13 protein-coding genes are annotated in these 20,309 nt (G+C 61.6%); 5 read left to right on the top strand and 8 right to left on the bottom strand.

Going from position 1 to position 20,309, the window contains the following annotated elements; translation table 11 throughout:
• The first annotated feature begins 270 nt into the window (after positions 1–270).
• Entirely contained in the window at positions 271–1,500 is a 1,230-nt protein-coding gene (locus BLR94_RS00905) for a tyrosine-type recombinase/integrase (RefSeq protein WP_084305385.1), read from the top strand.
• Between the two features lie 25 nt (positions 1,501–1,525).
• On the top strand, positions 1,526–1,780 hold the full coding sequence (locus BLR94_RS00910) for a hypothetical protein (protein ID WP_084305386.1): 255 nt from the start codon (positions 1,526–1,528) through the stop codon (positions 1,778–1,780).
• Here the strand turns inward: BLR94_RS00910 and BLR94_RS00915 are convergent.
• Both BLR94_RS00915 and BLR94_RS00920 read right to left on the bottom strand, forming a co-directional pair.
• Positions 1,777–9,246, bottom strand: coding sequence for an LPD38 domain-containing protein (locus tag BLR94_RS00915; RefSeq protein WP_084305388.1), 7,470 nt, complete (start codon positions 9,244–9,246; stop codon positions 1,777–1,779). The two genes, BLR94_RS00910 and BLR94_RS00915, sit on opposite strands and share 4 nt — an antisense overlap.
• 86 nt (positions 9,247–9,332) lie before the next feature.
• Complete coding sequence (locus tag BLR94_RS00920) at positions 9,333–9,914, bottom strand: KilA-N domain-containing protein (protein ID WP_084305390.1); 582 nt, start codon at positions 9,912–9,914, stop codon at positions 9,333–9,335.
• Positions 9,915–10,199: 285 nt separating this feature from the next.
• Here BLR94_RS00920 and BLR94_RS00925 point away from each other — a divergent pair, with 285 nt between their 5' ends.
• A complete protein-coding gene (locus BLR94_RS00925) occupies positions 10,200–10,964 on the top strand; it encodes a hypothetical protein (RefSeq protein WP_084305392.1) in 765 nt (254 codons plus the stop codon).
• A 433-nt stretch (positions 10,965–11,397) separates the two neighbouring features.
• Positions 11,398–11,754, top strand: a complete 357-nt coding sequence (locus BLR94_RS00930; protein WP_208601320.1) for a hypothetical protein — start codon at positions 11,398–11,400, stop codon at positions 11,752–11,754.
• A gap of 2 nt (positions 11,755–11,756) precedes the next feature.
• On the opposite strand, the gene BLR94_RS27025 is transcribed toward BLR94_RS00930, so the two are convergent.
• Positions 11,757–12,743, bottom strand: a complete 987-nt coding sequence (locus tag BLR94_RS27025; RefSeq protein WP_139207393.1) for a hypothetical protein — start codon at positions 12,741–12,743, stop codon at positions 11,757–11,759.
• A gap of 237 nt (positions 12,744–12,980) precedes the next feature.
• Between BLR94_RS27025 and BLR94_RS27030 the strand changes: the two genes are divergently transcribed.
• Positions 12,981–13,703 (top strand): hypothetical protein, encoded by a 723-nt coding sequence (locus BLR94_RS27030; RefSeq protein WP_139207394.1) that lies wholly within the window; start codon positions 12,981–12,983, stop codon positions 13,701–13,703.
• 207 nt (positions 13,704–13,910) lie between these two features.
• Here the strand turns inward: BLR94_RS27030 and BLR94_RS00940 are convergent, their stop codons facing one another.
• Genes BLR94_RS00940 through BLR94_RS00960 form a run of 5 tightly spaced genes read right to left on the bottom strand, consistent with a single transcriptional unit; the run spans position 13,911 to position 20,301 of the window.
• Positions 13,911–14,858, bottom strand: a complete 948-nt coding sequence (locus tag BLR94_RS00940; protein WP_084305398.1) for a hypothetical protein — start codon at positions 14,856–14,858, stop codon at positions 13,911–13,913.
• 7 nt (positions 14,859–14,865) lie between these two features.
• Positions 14,866–15,909, bottom strand: coding sequence for a hypothetical protein (locus tag BLR94_RS00945; RefSeq protein ID WP_084305400.1), 1,044 nt, complete (start codon positions 15,907–15,909; stop codon positions 14,866–14,868).
• The gene (locus tag BLR94_RS00950; protein ID WP_139207395.1) at positions 15,906–18,014 is read right to left on the bottom strand and encodes a hypothetical protein; all 2,109 of its coding nucleotides are present in this window, start codon (positions 18,012–18,014) and stop codon (positions 15,906–15,908) included. Before BLR94_RS00950 ends, BLR94_RS00945 begins: the two co-directional genes overlap by 4 nt.
• Complete coding sequence (locus BLR94_RS00955) at positions 18,011–19,849, bottom strand: hypothetical protein (protein ID WP_084305404.1); 1,839 nt, start codon at positions 19,847–19,849, stop codon at positions 18,011–18,013. Before BLR94_RS00955 ends, BLR94_RS00950 begins: the two co-directional genes overlap by 4 nt.
• Positions 19,850–19,854: 5 nt before the next feature.
• Complete coding sequence (locus BLR94_RS00960; RefSeq protein ID WP_084305406.1) at positions 19,855–20,301, bottom strand: hypothetical protein; 447 nt, start codon at positions 20,299–20,301, stop codon at positions 19,855–19,857.
• Between the last annotated feature and the right edge of the window lie 8 nt (positions 20,302–20,309).

Genomic DNA, 20,309 nt, shown 5'->3' on the forward strand with positions numbered 1-20,309 from the left:
CAAATGGTATGCCAGTTGGTATGCCGGCTTTTTTAACCATCGAAAAGAACCAGTAAAATCAGTTGGTTAGGAAAGACGTTAGAATCCTGTCTCTCCGACCACTTCCCTGTTTCACCATGGCTCGCCATGTCTCGAAACCTCAACAAAGCCGGCCCCTGTGGCCGGTTTTGTCGTTTCAGCACATCTCCTTTTGTCTCGCCCTATCTCTCCCCAATTGGTATGCCGATTGGTATGCTGCATCCCCGATCGAACACGGCATACCAATTATCGATGAAGCGCGCTGATATCAAGCGTCGGCCGATGGCCGATACCACCCTTTCCAGCCTCGAGCCAGAGGCTACCGTCTACCGCGAGCACGATGGCCAGGGCCTGTACTTTCGAGTGAAGCCTACGGGCCAGAAATTGTGGGAGCTTCGATATGCCAAGCCTGGGACAAAGGCCAGGTCATGGCTTGGCCTCGGCCCCTACCCGAGCGTATCGGGTGCGCAGGCGCGGGACAAAGCACACGCCGCGCGCGCGCTCATCGCACAAGGTATCGACCCGTCCACACAGCGCAAAGCTGAGGTCGCCCAGGAGAAGGCGAAGGCCGAAAGCACCTTCGAACCGCTGGCACGCGAATGGTATGCCGCCCGAGTCAAAGGCTGGGGCGATGGCTACGCCAAGCGGGTCATGGGTGCGCTGGAACTGCATGTCTTCCCCAAGATAGGCAAGCGCTCATACGTCGATCTCACTCCGATGGAGTGGATGGAGCTTTTCCGCGGCATGGAAAAACAGGGGATCCTCGAACAGATGGCCAACGTGCGCCGTTACTGCAAAGAGATCTACGACCTGGCCAGGGTCACCGGCCGCGCCGTGAATAACCCCGTCGACGGCCTCGACAAATTCCTGCAGAAGAAAAAATCGGAGAACTACGCCCACGTTGACCAGGCCGAGCTACCGAAGCTCCTACAGGCAGTGAGCAGCTATTCCAACCGAGTGGTTCGCATTGGCCTGCGCCTGCTGATCATCAACGGCCTGCGGCCGAGCGAGGTGCGCGAAGCCAGGTGGGCGGAGTTCGACCTGGATAAAGGAATCTGGGAAATACCAGCCGAACGCATGAAAAAACGCCGAGAGCATATCGTCCCTCTGGCCACCCAATCGATCAACCTGCTGAAGGAATTGCAGATCTATTCGGGCGCCTACGACAGGCTGTTTCCTGGGCGCAACGATCGCACCAAGCCGCTAAGCAACATGGTCTTTAACATGGCGCTGCGCCGCATGGGTTACCAGGGCGAGCAGACTGGCCACGGCTTCCGCCATATCGCGAGCACAACACTGAATGAACACGGCTTCGACGAAAACCATATCGAGGCGCAGCTCTCCCATGCCAAAGCAGGCGTGGCCGGCGTGTACAACAAGGCCAAGTACTTGGAGCAGCGCCGCATCATGATGCAGTGGTATGCCGATCACCTCGACGCGCTCGAGCGCGGAAACGTAGTCAGCCTGCCGAAGAGAGCCTGAAGAGGCCCTTCCCCGGAGAGCCGCCATGCCCGAAACTGACCAGACATTTCCGGGAGACATCCCCATGCTCCAAGTCTGGATCGGCGGCATCCTTCTCGTGCTCGGCATGGTCGCCCTGCTGGCGAACCCAATAGCCGGGGGTATTTTGATCGCCATCGGCTACGCGCTCTACAAGGGTACAGATCGCGCTACGCGCGCAGCAGCAGAATCCACGTTCTGGGGCTTCGCATTGCTGTGCGGCGGGGTCGTCGGCATCGCCGCGCTGCTCGGCGCCTTTTAGAAGTCACCTCCCGCCAGGTTGACGATCCGCTCAGCCACTCCGTTCGCTCTCACCTGCAGCGCATCCAGCCGCTGCCGCTTCTGCTCTGGCGCCATCGCAGTGTCTCGGTATACGGCATCCATCTGGCTGCGGATATTACCGAGTTGCTTGCGCGCCAGTCCCAGCGCCGGCCGGTGCCGCAGCTTCTCGCGGTTCTGTCCCATAAGCTGCTCAGCCGCATCAAGGCGACCCTCCTCCCGGTATGACTTGATGGTGCGGTTTAGCTGATCGGCTTCGCGCATCATGTCGTAGAACTCGGACTGGTACTTGGTCGATCGCGGCGCATCGCCCTGGTAAATGACTTTCAGGATCGGGATGTCACCGCTACGGCTAGCTGGCCGGTCGGCATCGCTGAAAGCGCTGGCCAGCAGGCTCGACATGTCCAGCACATATTGCCCAAGCGTGCCGGTGTAGCCGGCGACCAGGTGGTCAACTTGCTTCGGCGATACACCAGCGATCGGCCCGGTTACCTGGCCAACCAGGCGCCCGATGGTACTGGTGCGCTCGTCGTAACGCGCCTCTGGCAGCTTTCCTTCGTCGCTCATGTCCTCGATCGGCGAGTCTCGGAAGAAGTTGCGGTTCGCCTGCAGCTCCCGGATCGGCTGATAGAACTGCGGTACCGGGTTGAACGCCAGGGTATCGAACACCCCGTGCGATACCGCCTTGGCCAAGTCGCCGCCATCCTGGGTACCCGTCATTGCGTGCAGGATCCGTTCGGGCACGGTACCAAACACCAGCCCCAACTCGAACGGCTTGGGGATACGGAAATGCTGGTCGCCGAGGAATATGTGCCAGTGCATGTCCTTGTCCCAGTCCATCAGGGCTTTATAGCGCTCGTCATCGTCGTTCAGCCCCGCCAGCATCAGCGAGAACAGAGCGATGTAACCACCTTTCATCGCCACTTCTTTGGCCAGCAGGGTCTTGTCACCCTTCACTGCACGTCCCAGCTTGTACAGGCCTTGCAGGCGGGCATTCAGGAACGGCACCACGTCGGTGAACCACTGCGCTGCGGCGAAGTTGCCGCGCAGGCTGTAGTCCATCAGATCCTTGGCTTCGTAGGAGGCCTGGCGGCGGGACTTACCCGCGGCGATCGCGGCCTTGTAGGTGCTGAGCCGGTTGGCGTTCTCCACCTTGTCGCCCAGCTCCCGGTATTTCTGCCAGCCCTGGCCGAGCATTGCAGCGGCTTTCGCAGGCGTGTTCACCAGGCTGCCCAGGTAGGCATCCTGCTGCCGGCGGGTGAAGCCCTTCTTCTCAAGAGCCCGGCGGATGATCTGCGCCGAGGCCTCGGGGTCAGTACCATGCACATAGCCGCCCTGGAAGCTGCCGCCGGCGAACATCAGATCGCGGTAGTCCTGATCCTCACGCAACGCGTCGCGCATCCCCTTGATCGAGTCTTTGCCAAGCGTGAAGCCATCCTTGTTGATCACCCAGGCATGCGCCGCGTCCCGGATGAAGTTGCGCAGGATGAAGTCAGGCGATGCCGTCACGCCCGTGGTGAGAATCCGTTTGAAAGCTCGGCCGATCTTGGTGATGGGGTCGTTGAAGATGCTGCCTTCCATGAACTTCAGCCCGCGCAGCAGGCTCTCGTCGTTGACCCGGTAGTACTCGCTCTTGCCGTCGCGCTGCACCCGGATGATGTCCGGGTCGGTCGGCGCCACGCGCGTCCACAGCTTCTCGAAGCCTTCGTTCTCGGGCTTCATCAGCTGGTTCACCACCTTGATCGGATTGGTTCCGGCCGGCAGGTCGAGCAGGTCGGCAGCCAGGGCCAAGGCTTTGCGATCCTTCCGGATCTGCTGTGCAATCTGGTCTCGGGAGATCAACACCTGCTGCCAGCGCGGGCTTTCGTCAGTCAGGAACTCGCTACCCTGCAAGTTGCCCACCACCTCAAGCAGCGCTTTGTTCTTCATCGACGCATCGATTCGCTTCGTCCAGCCCGACAGCATGTTGGCCAGCAGGTCATTGGTCGGCAGGTCGCCGCCCTTCAGCGCCTTGATTGCAGCTGTCTGATGCGACAGCCCCCGCTTGCTGCGCGGTGCGGTAAAAATGCCCTCGCTTTCATCTTGGCGGTAAAACGGCACGTAATAGTCGGTGAGCCACTTCACGCGGGCGTCCTGATCGATCAGCCCTGCTTCCTGCGCCAGATCCAGAACAGCCTCGTTCACCTGGGCATACTCACGGTAGGTCTTTTCGAACAATGCTTCCTTGCCCTGCCCCATGGCCACCAGCTCGGCGATCTCGGCATCGGTCAGGTTGTTTTCTCGCCCCTGCGCTTTCAGCAACTGCGCACGCTTACCACCCAGCCAGGCCAGCCACGGCGTCAGGTTGTCCGGGCCGAGGTCGCCCAGGATATCCAGCACGCCGCGGGTGTCCGCTTTACCTGACACGATCCCGTCGCGCCATTCCGGCGCCGCATAGTGCAGAACCCCGTGCATTACGTCGGCAATGCCGCTGGCCATACGGGCCGAGACGTAGCCCTGCTGGTTCACGTCCGCCACACCCACAGCCTCCTCGGCACGGCGGATGCCGGCCAGTCCATCGAACACACCCTCCTCCGACCGTACCGACCACTCGCGCATCTTGGTCTGCAGGCCGCCGAGGGTCATGTTGCGCACCTGGTCCAGCAGGCTCTGCGCGTCGACCTTGGCAAGGCCGAGTTTACGCAGCGCCTCGGTATCCCGCTGACTCGCACGTGAGTAACGGATGTCCGATTCGGCCGGGTCAAAGGTGCCGATGTTGGCCGTGGCACTCTTCACCTGCTGCGGATTGCGGGCCACCACGATCTTGGTATTGATGAAGCCGTCGTAGCTCGTGTCGGCGTTAAAGTCCGCGAAGCTCGGTGCGGGGTTCTTGATGGCCACGAATACCGGCATTACGTTGGCACCCTCGCCGGCGGCGTAACGGCCAGCGGTGGCCTGATCCTTCGCGAAATAGAAGCCGCGGGGCGCATCGAGCGGCAGTACGATGTTGCTACCGATCGTCTCCCGGGCGAACGCGTCGAAGTCCCCGGTAGTACCGTGATACACAACCAGCGGCTCGCCGTTACCGTCTGTCACCTTGGACACGGTATCCGGGTTGACGCGTTCAAGCTCGCGGCGTGAGAATGCCTGCACCCCGGTGGAATCCACCGAGGACGGAACCCCGGTATAGGCCGATGTGGCGCGTTCCCCAGCAATGGGGGTATCCCTCGGAGACACTACTGGGGTTTCTTTTTGCCCGAATTCCAGGGTGGTGGCGTTGTAGAACTGCCGCCCATCACGGGTGCGCTGCACCGTGAACACCACCGCCAAGTCCTTGCCATCTATCTCAGCACGGGCGATCAGCTTCTCATAAGCCTGAACGTTCGGCTCTGCTGAGCTATCGGATGGCACCTCGGACGAGGTGTAAATCGCCTTGCGGAATGTCTCCCGCAGATCTGCAGCCAAGTGCAGCTTGGCCGGGTCCGCACCGCCACTGATGAATTTACGCACACCGGTGTTATTGCTGACCGCCACCTCGCCGAGCGTGTCGTTCACCAGCGGCTCTTTGCTGCGAGCGATATCCTGCATCGCTTGCTTGGCCTTAATGCGCAGTTGGCCGATGCTCAGGCCTCGCCAGTCGTCTGGGACACGAACACGCACAGGCACCATGCCCGCCAGGCGCTCCATCGCCGACGCAGCTTTCCAGTCTCCGAACCAGCGTTTGAAGTTGTCGCTGCGCACCTGGTGCCACTGTCGCTGGTTCAACTGTGATGGCTTCCCATTAGGTGCCAGCAAGCGGCCTTGTGCATCGGCCAACTCCGGCCCGCGGCCTGAGCGGCCGTTGCGGGAGAACGCCGCCCGGGCGCCCCGCTGTTGCCGGCCATTCTCGATATAGGCCCGGGCATTGGCCAACAGCCCCTGTATGTCGCCCTCCGTCCAGTTCACCCCCAGTCCGAGAGACCTGAAGGTATTGCGCATGGCAGTGACCAGGCGTTGCCAGAATGGCTGGCTGACAACGGTGCCAGCACCCGCCATGTCGGCCAGCACCTCTTCGGTGGCCACGGCTTTTGTGTAGCCAAGGCGCTGCACCATCGAATCAGCCTGCGCCTTTACCTGCGCATTGCTGCTGTAGATGCTCATCAGCAGCGGCGTCAGGCGCTGACCATAGGCGCCCTGTAGACCTGCGTGCCCAAGTACTTCGTGCTGCAGCACGAACGCAGCATGCCGTGCACCGGTGAGGTTGTCGGCCACCAAGTAGACCTTGCCGTCGGCGAAGATGCCCTCGACGTCGAAGGCACCGTCACGCTCAACGCGCTGCCGCTGGCGGGTCGGCAGATCCTTGATGGACTGCACTACCGTCACGGCCGGTGCGTTCCTCCAATCGCGGGCGACCTGCGCGATTGCCATACGGAGCTGCCCGGCGCGGGCCCCCTTGGGCTTCTCCGGCGCCATCCGGTAGCTGTTGCGCGAGTACGCCTGCCCGAACTCCTGACGCAGTGCCTCCCAGGCCTGGCGGTTCAGGCTTTCCGGGCTGTCACTGTTCAGGGCATTGAACTGCTCGAACGTGATCCCAGCAGAGGCGCGATCTACATCAGCCTCGTATTGGTTCTGCAGCCGCTGGATGGCCTGATCGTAACCAGGCGATCCCTTCTTGAGTCCATCCGCCTTGGCTCGTCGGTCGATATAGCGCTTGCGCGGCATCGACAGAATCTCGGGCAAAGCCGAACCTGGATCCGCAGCCTGAGCAGGCGCAGCGTTTACAACTTCCACTGGATCGGGATTGCGCACCTGCTCCAGCTCGATGCGCCGCGAAGGCAGGTTAGTGAAACGGTTTTTGAAGTTGATCGCCTGATCCTGCGTCATCGGGCTACCGAACGACAGATACTCCTTGGCACCGTCTCGCTCGTTGATCATCACCACCTGGAAACGCGCATTGACTGCGTTCGACTTAGGTGTAACACCAACGTCCTCTGCGGGTGCCTGCACGGTATCGGCAGGCTTCTCTTTCCGAGGCGCCTGCTTCGCTGGCTTTCGCTCTACAGGTTTAGCAGCCTCAGCAGGCTGCAGGGGACGGGTCAGATCCCCATCACGCAGCCAGTCACGGAAAGCCTCAGGCGAGAGCCCCGTCACCGGGCCGACCTTCCAACCCGCATCGAAATTCGACTGGTACGCGGCGATCGCACTATCCCGGTTGGGATAGCTCATCATCACCTTGTGTTCATCGAATAATTCATCGCCCTGGTTCAGCTGGTCGACCACGAACACCTGGCTCGCATCATCTCGGGGGCCGACGTAGACGTCGACATGCTCGCCGTCAGCGCCCTCAGTCCGGCGGATATACCCGTAGTGGTCGCTCATTTCGTGCGCCCACTCACTGCCGTCTTGCCGCTTGCCGCGCCGCACAGAACCGCGTGGGTTCTCGATGGTGATATCCATCCCACCCAGGCGGATATGCCCCTTGCGGTAGTTGCCAGCCTCGATCTGTGCTTCGCTGGGCTCAGGCAGGCTGTTGTTTGGCGAAGTGGCCGCCTCTTGCGCGCGTAAGTCTATCTGTCGCACCGGCGCCTGCCGCTCCATGCCAGAGCCGCCAAGCGGCCGCACCTGATTCGCGGGGCTCACCGACGGAGCCACTGGCCCACGCTCAGCACGCCCCTGGCTATCCACTACCATGGTGCTTGGCGCCGGCAGCCCCAGCGGAGCGGCCGGTTCAACAGGGGCACGCGGTACGGCCACTGCCCATCCGCCGTCATGCTGCATCACCACCGGCCGCTCGCCAGCCTTGGTCAAATCGTTGAATAGCTTCTGCAAACGAATATCACGCTCACCGCGGAACGGTCGGCCGTTCTTCTGGACGCGAATGTCGTAGTCGGGATCGCCAGCCACCGGCACACCCTGCACCTGCTCGGCTTGCTGCGGGCCCGTATCCATTTCAACGGTCGGAAGCGGTGGGCGCTCAGTCACATCCTCGACGTGGAGCGGCCCGGAATCCTGGGTAACCTCAGGCAACGGCATGCTGCGGGCCTCTGCCGTGGTCATGCGTCCTAGCTGATCGTCGGTTACGCCGAGCGCACGAAGCTGGTTGCGCTCATAGGGGGAGAGGTCATCAGCAGCCATGCCGGTGCCGCCGCCAGGTCCGGTGTCTTCGTCCACCTGGGACACCAGCTCGTCGAGCGCTCGGCCATCCTGCGGATCGAAGCCCTCCGTCGCCCAGGTGTCCAATTGCTGTTTGGCGGCCGCCAGTGCGTCCTTCTCCGGCAACTCCACCATCGTTTGCAGGTTACGGTCGTAGCGGAAGTAACGCAGCGAGCCATCTGCATCTACGTCGGTCGGGAACATCTCCTGCGCCAGCGCCTGCTGCTGGTTGAGCGGCTGGTACCCGCTGCCGGACTGCGGCTCGGGTGCACCGTCCAGCAACCCGGCGCGTGTGGCGTCGCGCACCGGCGTGCTCGTGCTGTCCACTGCCGTGGCCGCGGCCGACGACAAGGGCCCAGCTGTGGGGTCGAGGCCCATCTCTTCAGACCGGCGCCGGGCAACGTTCACCGCCCCGCCGATCGCCGAGCCAGCGAGCGCACCTTCCACACCCGCCCGGGCGACACCCTGCATCAGTGGTTTCTGTTCGGCCCAGTTCTGCAGCATCTGCTCCTGGATCGATTGCGGCATCTCCTCGAGCACGCCCTCGGTCAGTGCGCCACCGGCAACCCGTCTTGCAAGCCCAGGCGCTTGGCCGGGCACCGCACTCACGCCGCCGGCCAGCGCCGTCTCCACGTCGATCAATCCAGCCTTTTGCGCCAGCCGGCCGCCAAAGCCACTGAGCGCACCGCCGATCACACCAGCACCTGCAGCTGCTGCCGCGGCTCGCCGAGGGTCGACCTCCCGGTCGATCTGATCCATCGTGCCGCCGGCGATCACCGCCCCCTCACCTGCAGCACCAGCCGTCACAGCTTGGCGCGCAGCCTGGGCCGCCGTTGCCGGCGCTGCCACCATGCCGGCGCCGCGGGCTGCAGTGAGGCCTACCCGGCCAACAGCGCCGCCCAGCAGCATCTGCGGCAGGGACTCGGTGACCAAGCCAGCAATATTCCCAGGGTTACGCGCATAGGCGCCTGCCACATCGGTGGCGCTGCCGTCCTCCCAGGCCTGATCAATCTCGGCGGTACCGGCCTGGCGCGCCGGGCTGTACTCGTCGCGCGCCTCTTCCGACCACTTGCTCGGCTGGAAGCCCGTGGCCTCACCCAGGCTGTCAGCAGCCTCGTCGACGAAGCGCTGGCCGGTCACGGCGCCGGCTACGACATCCGCCAGACCGGTGGCCACGCCAGGGATCTGCTGCACACCGCGCTTCAGGTCAGTACCGAGGTCACCCATGAGGGAAGTGTTTTGCTTCGGCTCAGCCTGTAGAGGCTTGGGGTCGTCGAAGCTGTCAAAGAAATTGCGGGCCTGTCCACCCGAATCGAACTCGTCGAAGAAATTAGCCACAACACCCTCCAAATGAAAACTCCCGCAATAGCGGGAGTTTCAGAGGCGATGGGTGTGGGGCCTAACCCTACAGGGGGTTGCTGGTATCACGGCAGTTCCAGGCCCAACGTCAGCTGCAGTTGCTCTTTCCAATGCTCAACCTCTCGCACCAATGGCGGCTTCTGAAATTTCCAGAGCGCAAGGTCACGGCCGCTTTTGCTGGCCGCTTTCGTTCCATCGTCAAGACGCTTGCATGCTTGATCGAAACGCTGCTTCTCTGTCAGCTCGCCGCGAAGCAGGGCGTCAATGTGCAAATCGCTCCACACCGCAAAACGCACATCAAGCCAGCGCGCGAACGCTACGGCCAGTTTCGGGTGCAACCAGGTGCCACCGCCCCGCCCGCTCTTGGTGATCACCAGCCCTGTCGACTTCACCAGCTTCAAGTTCAGCGCTTTAGCTTCCTTGCCCCTGGAGTTCATTGCACGGAGATCATTTAAATCTGTCTCAGAGACACCTTTACCAAATAGGCCCTCTGCGAGAGCACTAACGTATTCAACGGTTTCCAAGGTCCGTAGCCATCCAGTTGGCTCCTTTCCGAAACGTTTTGCTGCCGACGAGGCATCAATCCAGCCATCGCTGCTGAACCGCACTGGATGACCTTCGTAGTGGATGGATAGAACATTGTTCACTGCGCACACCTCCCCGCCCGAGAAGGGTAAGCAGGCAGAGGGCGTGGGCGGTGCGAACCATCCCCTTTTCGGTAGCGAGCCTAGCCTGCTTCGGCTCCCCGAAAGGAACCGACACCGGACGCTATGTCACTGGAAGACCAGCGCAAGCACCCGGTCAGGCGAGTTTCGAAGCGGTAGAATTCAGCGTCGAACCCTACAGGGGGTCAGATGCTGTTCGTCCATCCAGATAATATTATTTGGCCAATATGGTAGGCTTGCTAAGTCTTTCTCTTTCGGATCTCTGCCATGGCTGGCACACCGGCATCTGTTACCCATGAGCTCACGGAACGTGTCAACGAGATGTGGGGCGACCTGACGTCGGGTGGGCAGGAAATCAACGAGTTTGCTTGGAAACGGCTGTTTCGTGATATTCAGAAGCTTCAGACAGCTCTCGAGTGCAAGCCGGATGCACTGCTACTCGAAGCTGCAATGTGGGCCTTCAAGCTCGACGAAGAAGGGGTGCAACGTGCCCTCAATATTTACTCGGGCTGGTACGGGAAAACGGCGGCCTGGTACCGAGCTAGGGCTGGTTTTGCGCCAAGGCTCGGGCGTCCCCAAATGCTCGTCGATATGATTGATAACCAGTACCCAGTCGGTGATCCTCACGGCTTATTGACGCTGCTCAATTCTAGTGCCCAGATGGGTATGTTTGTTACGGCACGCCGTGCAATATACGATCTGGACAAACTAAAAATTGATGATCTTCCTGGCAAAGCCTACATCAGATTTGAGCAGACGATGCAGGCCGCCAATTACATTACTGAAAATGATTTGAATGAGCGCGATTTTGCTGATCGCCTTCAGGTCGCCTCAGAGGTAATTAACAAGTACGCACCTGTATCAGTATTTTCTTTAGAGACCGGTGATTTCGGAGTTCTGTTCGAGTACGTACTTGACTTCGATATTGATAAACTCATCGAAATAGATAACGAAATATCGGATACAATTTGTGTACGCTTCGAAGACTCTCTTGCACAACATATAAGTATTGGTGTGACGCCTAAACGCTAGGGATCTTTATGGACGTAACCTACAGGGACTTTCTTGATTTTGCGGAAACTCAACTAGCGTGTGAAACGCTAACGCAGTTTGAGCTACGTAACGCTACGAGCAGGGCTTACTACGCCTTGTATCACAAAGCATGTGATCGTGCAGACGAACTGAACATCCCTCGCATGCCAGTTAGCGATGCTGGCTCCCATGCAGAGTTGGCACGGAGAATTGCTTCGCGCGGCTTGCCCGGACGGTCTATTTCTGACCAACTTGAGAAACTGAAGAAACAACGCACACTTTGCGACTACAATCTTCAAGGTCAAATGCAGAAGAGCAAGGCTTTATACAACATTGCGCAAGTACGTGACCTAATAGGAAAACTTGAGCGACTAAGCTAGACCTCGACTCACTTCAACAATCTAATTAGACCTCTCATCTCTCAGTGCATATGATGAAGAATTTACTGATCGCTATCTTCTTACTTTCATCTCCTGCACTGACGTCAGCAGCCAACTACGCCACCTGCCTGCTCGACAAGCTGCCTGGCGTACAGAACCAGGCAGCCACCACCGCGGCAGTGGTGATGTGCGAGGCCGACTTTCCGGGCGGCATGGCCAAGGTGCCGCAGGGCGATAGCCGCGGAGTGTTCGCCTCCTACCGCTCTGGCAGCGAGTGCACCCTGGAGAAGTCCAGGGACACCCGATTTGTCAGAGCCGTGCAGCTGATCAGTTCTGCGTGCCATCGGATCTATAACGAACCGCATCCAAAGGCAGAACCCAATTTCTTCGATCAATTCGACGAGAAATAGAATCAGCTCTGCAGATAACGAGCCGCTGAGCCCGGCCCATATTTCTGATCGAATTCAGCGGCACGCTGCGGATTGCTCTTCAATGCCTGTACCGCCGCACTCGGCGGATTGGCCTGAGGAACAGACGAGGTGCCTCCCTGGATAGCCTGCAGCGCTGGCTGCAGCCATTCTTCGAACGACATCTCCCGCCGACTGTTCTCGGGTCCAGTCATTGGCCGCTCCTGCATTCCACTGAACGCCTTGTAGAGGTCGCCGATCAGCCGCTGTTGCTGGCTGCTCGCTTCTTGCTGGGCTTTCAACCGGGCGTCAGGGGTGACCGATAGCGCGTTGTAGGCATCGAGCGCCTGGTTGCGCTGCTGCTCGGTCAAGCTTGGGTCATTGATCTGCGAGCGGAGCTGGTCGAGGCGCTGGCGATCCTGCATGCCCAGGTCGCCCTCAGCGATCTGCTGCTGCATCCGCTGCTGGTTCAGCCCCTCGGTGCCCATCCGCTGCACTTCCGATTCACGACGCAGGGCACCATCCGCGCCGGCCTGCTGAGTCTGCTGTCGCGAGGCTTCCGTTTCAGCCTGCCGCGCATCGAGGCGAGCATTCTGCAAATCTGCCATGCTTGGCGATCTTGAGCTATCGCGCACCACCGTTATCCGGCCACCACCTTCACCAATCTCGCCACGCCGGCTTTCGGCAATCATCTCGCGGCGGATCTCGTTCGCCCGATCAAAACTCTGAATTGCTCGAGCAGCATCTCCAGGCTCACCAACCGAGAGTGTGCCGCCCTTCCGATCGCCGACCCGGCCCATACCACCAGAGGGCATGGTGCGCGCGCCGCTCAGGTCTGCTGGGTCATTGCTGAACTCCCAGTCACCGCCTGCGCCTTTGCGCATGGCGATATCGTTGCCGGCTTGGGTATATCCGTTACCCAGCGGCGACGGGGTGGCAGCCACGGCGGGCGCGCTGGCGGGCGACGCCGGCGGAAGAACCTGGCGCGTCATGCCCTGGATGCGACCAGGCGTCAGCGGCTGCCGGCCTGGGGCTGCAGGTGCAGTCGGCTGCTGGGCTTGCGTGGTGTGCGCGACGGGCGCTGCCGGAGTACTCGCCGCCGCTGGCACGCCAGCTGTGTTGCGGATCCCCTCCCGGGTGTCGTTGAACAGTTTGACGTTGGCGTCGGCGAAGTCCGATGCGCCCTCGCCCACTTGCTTGGCCAGCTCGGTGGTACGCGGGTAGCCAGGGTGTGGCAGCGGCTCACCGCCGATCGCTCGACGCCCCAAGTTGGCGGCCGCGGTACCGGCCACATTGGCGAACTCGCGCGCCGCTGCAACTGGCACACCCAACGCGCCGCCGACCATGCGGCCAAGCCCGGCGCTGTCCTCTTTTTTCACCAGCCCGCCGTCGGCCAGTGCCTGGCGTTCTGTGTCTGGCGGAATCAACCCGCGCTCGATCGCGATCTCACGCGAACGGCCTACAAGGCCAAGGCCTGGCTGTTTGGGCTTCTCTGGCAGAGGCCGCAACCCGAAACCACCGCCAACCTGGGCAGCGGGCTGAGCATTAGCCGGCGCCTTGTAGCCCGGCAGACCCAGGCGAGGCGCTTCGCGTTTAGGCGGCTTGGTCAGCCCAAAGCCCTTGCCACCACTCACCGCCCCACCATCGGCGAAGAACTGCCGCGGCCCGTCCTGGCCATCGCCGCTGCTTGGCGTGTGGGTGGCATTCTTCACCTGGTCGAGCACGGCCGTGCCCAGCGCATGCACCTGCTCTGGCGGCATCTCATACTCACCGTTGCTCAGCGCTACCGGCATTTCGGGCTGCTGGCGGAACTTGCCGGCTTTATAGTCCTGAAGCATCTGCAGGTTGAGGCCAAGCCCCGGGGAGTTCGCTTTCCGGTTGCGATGCTGCTCGAGCATCTCACGGCTGATGCCGAGGCCGCCGAGCTTCTGCTCGCCAATGGCAGCAGTTGAATCGGCCGGCATGATGTAACTGCCTGCGGGCACTTCAGTTTCGATGGAATCGGATGTGCCGGTACCTGGCCCTTTGACAAGGCCGCCGCTATTCAGGCGCTGGGGAAGTGGTCTGAGGCCATACATGGCTGAATCCTCTGGTGGAATGCTCGCATGCTGTCGCCCGCCCCCCGTGGTGATCAAACCCTACAGGGGGCCAGCACGACTTCATGCCGTACCGCTGAAGATGTCGGCCTGCAGGCTCGACTGCGCGTTCGCTGCTGCGCCGGAGATATCGCCGATCGCTCGAGCAGCCTGCGCAAGGGAGCTGTTCTGCGATGCCCGTACCTCGCCCTCCTGCTGAGCTGCGCGACTGCGCTGTACACCAACCTCCAGGCGGCCCTGCGCCGCGCGCAGACGCAACTCCTCGAACCCGAGCTCGACGTTGTAATACGAAGACAGCGCAGAGCTGAGCGAGGCGTAGGCCTGCGCCTTTGTCCTGGCCACCTCGACATCCCGGTTCATCAGCTCAATCCACCGGCCATAGAAGCTGGCGATCTCGCCCATGATGCCGCGCTTAAGTACGATGGCCTGCTCTTCCGCAAACTTGAGCAGATCCAGCTTGATCTCGGCATTACGCACGTTCTGCTGTCGGTTGATATCGGCGATAGCGTCACTGGCGCGCATCTCGCTCGCATTCAACGTTGCGATCAGCGCGCCAGGTGGCAGGTCGAATCCCCGCTCAGAGAACTCCGCGCGAATAGTCGCCTGTTCCGTACCAGCAGCCCGATACGCTCGATCGCGGCCCTCATGCCATATCGAGTCGAAGTGCTCCTTACTGAGCCCCAGCGGCGATGCACCGGTGATGATGCCGGCCAGCCACTCCTCAGGCGTGGATTGCAGGCTGGCAGAGAGCTCCGGGAAGAACTTGCCCAGCCATTTATCCACCTCGGCATCGAGAAAACGTATAGACGCCGGCGCTGTGTTGCTGGGCAGTAGTTCGCCGAACGATGGTGGCGGCTGCAGATTCGGCTTGTTCGGCGTATAGGAGAACGAGATGTTGCTCGCGCCCGGCGTGTAGGTGCCAATGCGGTTTGCCAGGCTGACGGCCGTGTTAAGCGCGGATTCGGCGTGGCTCTGCAGGAAGTCGATCGACTTGTCGATATCGGATGCCATGGTTACCTCACGGGATTTCGACGGCGAGTTTCAAGCCAGTCCAGAACGCCGTCGCGGGGGTAACCTGCACGGTGCCCTCCCGGAAAAGCTCCGTAGACCAGTTGCTGTCGCCGTCGAGGGTGACTGGATAGTTGAATAGAGCGCGTGGCGCGCTGAAAAGAGCGCTGTACTGGCCAGCTGCGCTGGATGAAACCTCAATGCGCTGTACTGAGTACGTGATGGTCGGCCCGTCAAATTCCTGCAGCAGCGCTTCCATCACGGCCCGGCCATCCTTGATCGCGACAGTGGACTTACGCACGCCGCTTTGTGAGTCCAACCAGCTTTCGAAGTGGCCTTCAAAAAGGCCCGAGAATGCAACGATGTCTCCACACTTCACGAGTTCTCCGAACTCCATACACTGGCGAGCAATCTCCAGTGCGTAGTACATGCCCAGGGCATAGGCCACTGCACCACCGGTGACGTCTTCTTGGTAGGGCTCCAGGCTCAACTGCTTCGCTGGCATGGCACCTTCGCTCAGCGGCGTCGTGACATACAGGCGGACTACCTCATACACGTCGGAGTCGAAGAACAGCGCGCGTTCATGGCCGTCCGCAAACCGCAGTGTTGTCTGGAAAATCGGGTTAAATCCCCAAAACGAGCAACTTGTAACGGCCTCTGCCGGCTCACCACCTGAGGTGTCGATGCGTAGCGCGTTCTGCTCGCCCGATATCCCAACAAGCAGGCCAGACGCCCACACAAGTTCGTCGACAGTCGGATTGATGCCGGTACGGACGGTCCCTAGAACGGCTGCCGGCGTCGGCGCCTCGCCATAGTTGGCTGATACCGGGCAGCGGCTGTACCGCCCCACCACCACGGCGCCAACCTCAGGAGACCAGCCCTCGCGGCGCAGTACTGACCGACTGCCCTGATAGACGATGGGCCCCCAACCTACCGCAGGGATTGCCTTTCGATAGTTTCCAGAGTCAATAACCAAATCCAGGTCGGTGTTGTACCGTGCCCACTTGCAAATTTCGTCATCGCCGGACGGCTCGTAGACAAAGTCGATGATCATGTGGAGATCCCCAGGCTCAAAGGCCTCTCAATGCTGTGCCAGCGCAGCTTGTTGCCGATGTAGAAGGCGCCTGCCTGCCCCCCCACATCGGTGATGTACTCGTCCCAGGCCTCACCGCCGTCGCGAGAGATGTACACCCGGCCGTTCGCGCCGACGTTATTAGTCACGTGATCCACCACCGTAGCCAGCAGCACCGCGCTGCGGCCGTTCATGGGTGCCTGCACCACACTGATGAGGCACTTGGTGTAAGCCCTCACCCGATCGGCAATGACTCCGAGCAGCTCGGTCTCACCAGTAGCCAGGTCAATACGCATACAGTGGATGGGGTGAAGGGCCTGGCTGACTCGGTCCGTGCCGGTGGCGGGATACGGCCTGGCTATCGCAGCCGTCACAGCGGTGCTATCACCCAGGGCCTGCAGTTCGCTGAATGGCTCGATGGTGGCAGAGCCTGCCGCGCGCCCTGGAAACGATCCGTTGCTGCTCAGCACATACGGGTCGCCTGGCTGAAGATCCATGCTCGGAGCAAATAACGGTGCCGCCGCCACTGCCAGGGGCAGGCGCACAGGCGCAGCGCCATCGCTCGTGTACAGCACAAACCGCCCACCAATGCCGCGGTTCTGGCTCGGCGTGCTCGCTGCTCGCCGGCGATACTCATGCTCCCAGACGAGGCACACGGCGGTGAATGACTCACCCTGCGGGCCTTCTTGGCGCAAGTGGCAGGCCCCAACGATCCAGGGCTGGATGAAACTGGTGGGCGATGAGGTGGGGATCGGTGCACCACCATCCCCGTAATCCCAGTCGGCCAGAAGCACACTGCTCTCGCCACCTACAACAGTGGTTACCAGCGCATAGGCAGGGCCGATCAGATCCTCGTCTGGCGAACTGTCATCACGGGGGTTCTCGTCGCGCCGGGTGCGGTAAACGCTGAACACCACGAAGCCATCACCCGCTCGGGCTGGATGCGGTACCAGAAACTCCCCAAAGTTCGGCAGGTCCGGCTTGTCGTACGCGTCCCAGGTCGGCAGCAGCTCCGGCAACGGCCGCAGCTCAGCGATTGGGAGATCCGCAGGTACCACAATCTGCAGCGACTGCACCGCGGCACGTGCCGGCGGGTCCTCCGGATTGTAATCGGCCCGGTTGTATTGGCCGATCGCGACCATCAAACCCTGCTCGCCATTACGGTCGTAGTAGCGCGGCCGATAGGACGTGCCCGGCTCACTCGCGTACCAGGTGCCCTGGTGCTGCCGGAACACACGGGCTGCAACGCAGAACAGGTCTAAGCCGTCGGAGGCGCCCGTCTGCCCCACAGCGTGCGTGAAGCCAGGCTGAGTGAGGCCCGGGCCGGTGCGGCTCCGATAGGCATCAGCCGTGCTGTACTCGGTATGCTGCACCTGCCTGCGCGGGTGCAGACGCCAGCTGGCCGACAGCATGCTCTCTGTCACCCAAAATCCGTTCTGGGCCAAATAGTCACGCGGGACGTCACCGATCACCGGGCCGGTATCGGTGAAGGCCATCCCCACAGCGGAGACTATCGGCACGATTGCCCCGCCGCCCACGGCTGCCGGCGTGGCTTCCGTAAAATAGGTACGATCATCCAGAGGATTGAAATTCGAGGCAAAAGCCAGGGACAGGGTCGAACACTGCAGGTAAGCGCCCGACAGCATGCCGCGGTCTTGGAGAGTCGGCGCCAGGGTGATCAGCGAGAAATCGTATCCATCCGCCGGAGGCCCGCTGAACGGCAGCAGCATATATGCCGGCACACGACCATCGCCCATCTTTGCCTGATGCTGCTGCCCGCCCTCCTCGATCAACTCCTGCGGCGCGAACTCAACCCGCGCCCCAACGCCGACAGCCTGCTGGTTGTTACGTCCGATAGGTGTGCCAAGATCGTTCATACCGGCCAGGTAGATGAAGCCAGGCGGGTCCATTACTTGCGCGCTGTAGAGCCGCTTGAAGCGCTTGGCCTGCAGCAAAAATCCATCGACTACCTGGTACTGGGTTGCCGCGGTCCCAATGGTCGAAAGCTTCGTCGCCAGATTGCGCGCCAGCTTGGTCGCCCACGCACCAAGCGGCGACGCGCAGCGCACCGTAACCCGCGGCCTCATCGCTTTGTCGACCTCAGACGCCGTTGGCTCGCACCGACCCCGACTTCGATGTTGTCCAGATCTGCATAGGTGGCATCAGTGATCTCCAGGCGCAGGCGCCAGTGCCGAGCTGTAACGCCCTTGGCCACGGGCGCCCGCAGTTCATCGCCTGCCCCGACTGCACGGTACCGACGCTCGACCCCGTCGGCACCAGTCAGGCGCACATAGACCTCGCCATCGGTTGTGACGCCCGCATACACGCTTCCGATTCGCTTCGCCTGGGCAGTGCCGTAGTCGCTCGCCCCAAAGTCGATCGCTGCCCGAAGGGTTTCGCCATCGTCAGTATCGCCGCGCAAGCAATACAGGGCATCCGGGCGGATGGCGTAGGTCTCACCGCCTGCGGTCGCAAACTGTGTGAAGCCGAAATTCTGATAGGTGCTCAGCGCACCTGTGACCACGTTCACTGCATACTGCAGGGCTTCGCGCTTTGCCGTGCTGGCGGAACTGTTGATCGCCACCCGCTCCATGGCCAGCAGGCGGATTACGCCGCCCAGCGTGGCCTGGTCGCCAATACCGATGTAGTCATAGGCCTCCATGCTGACCAACAGCACCAGGTCGACGGTGTCGCTCAGGTTGATATGGTCGTAGGCCAGGAACAGCACCACGTCATCGAGGCGGCCGAAGTCGGCGGCGAAGATCTTGTCGCCGCCGTCAACGACCCCTGGCTGCAGGTAAGGAATCCACACAGTCATCCGTGGCGCGGCGACCCAGTCGCTGTCAATGCCGCAGCTTGGGACGTTAGAAACATAGCCCGCAGGCGCCGGCGCTTGCCCACCGATGCCTCCCTGTACGCCCACCATGCTGCGGATGGCCATCTGCGGCGCAGCGCCGTAGCCCAGAATGCCGGTCTCGACTGCCTCCGGCGATCCAGACCTGGCACTGAACAGCGGGACCGGCGCCCTGGAGCTCACGCCAGAAAACTTGCGGGCGCCCACGAAGCCAACAGCAGCGGGTGCAACGCGCGAAATGCCGGTGAGCATTCTGCTGGTGATCTCGATCAGCGGAAACGGGGCGCGTCCATCCAGATAGCAGTAGGGTTCTGCCGAAATGGTGCCCGCCCAGGCCGGCGCCCTCCCCTCGATGCCTGTAGGGATCTTGCCAATCTCTGGCTCGTCGACGTAGTCGGCCATGCCGTACAGCGTTACGTCAGCGAACACGGTACCGAACAGCGGCGTAGCAAAGGTGTGGAACAGCTCACCGTCGACAAAAGCCTTGATCACGCCATCGCTTCGCTCGAAGCGAACCAGCGCTCCAGGCACCAGATCTGCCGTTTCCGCAAGGTTGGTGCCGTGGCTGATCGGCACCATGCCGGTTTTTCTGAACACGATCCCATGCGAAACCTGGCCATAGGCGTGCTCATATGAGCCGTCGGATAGCCCGATAACGATGCCGGCCGGCGCCAGCGGAATGCGACACTGGAAGTAGCCGTCCTGAGGCAAAGGCCTGGAGCTGCGAGCGCCCGCATTCCAACCGATGCTGGCATACGCATCGGTGCGCGCCGGAACTGCAGCACGAGCAGACACCGCCGGGAAGCACGTGATCTGGCTCTGGTAGACCGGCAGCGACCCCGAACCACCGCCTACTGAGCCTCCCGCGCCAGCCCCGATATAGCTCACGTTGCCATTGGCATCGAGGTAAGGAACGCCTTGACGCCGACTGCCCGACCTCGAACCGGTGCCAGCGACTGGCTTCATGCCCACCAGCAAGGTTTCCGTGACGCAATACGCCGGCACGGCCGGAATGGCCGGCACTTCCGGGATAGAGACGAGCACGGGCTCCTTCTGCAGGCGATTCATGCTGCTTAGAACTCCGGCAACGTGATGTTGCAGTAGTCGATCAGATGCGGCGCACCAGTCACGAGCGATGTGCTGCTCATCGGCATGTCGGCGCCGGCCAGGCCACAGGTGCCCTGGATGCGGACATCGGTGGTGGACTGGCCACCGCCGTCAGACGGCTGCACGAAACGGAAGAAGGTGGCGTCGCCAGAGCTGACGATGTTGCTCTGCCAGACTTCAGTGAGCGACTTCACGAGCACCGCATTGGGCGCAGTGCCTTCAAAGGTCAGCCCCGCGCCGCTGGTTTGCACCTTCACATCGACCAGCAGCACGTTCGAGCCAGAGAGCGGGCCATCCGAAGACGCCGGAACCGGGCCGCTGTAGATGCGGATCGAGCCGCCATCGAGCAGGGATTTCAGCGAGCCGCCGACAGCCAGACCAGCACGCAGGCCGGTGGAGAACTTGAGAGCCATGATGTTTC

Source organism: Phytopseudomonas flavescens (assembly GCF_900100535.1).
Classification (GTDB): domain Bacteria; phylum Pseudomonadota; class Gammaproteobacteria; order Pseudomonadales; family Pseudomonadaceae; genus Aquipseudomonas; species Aquipseudomonas flavescens.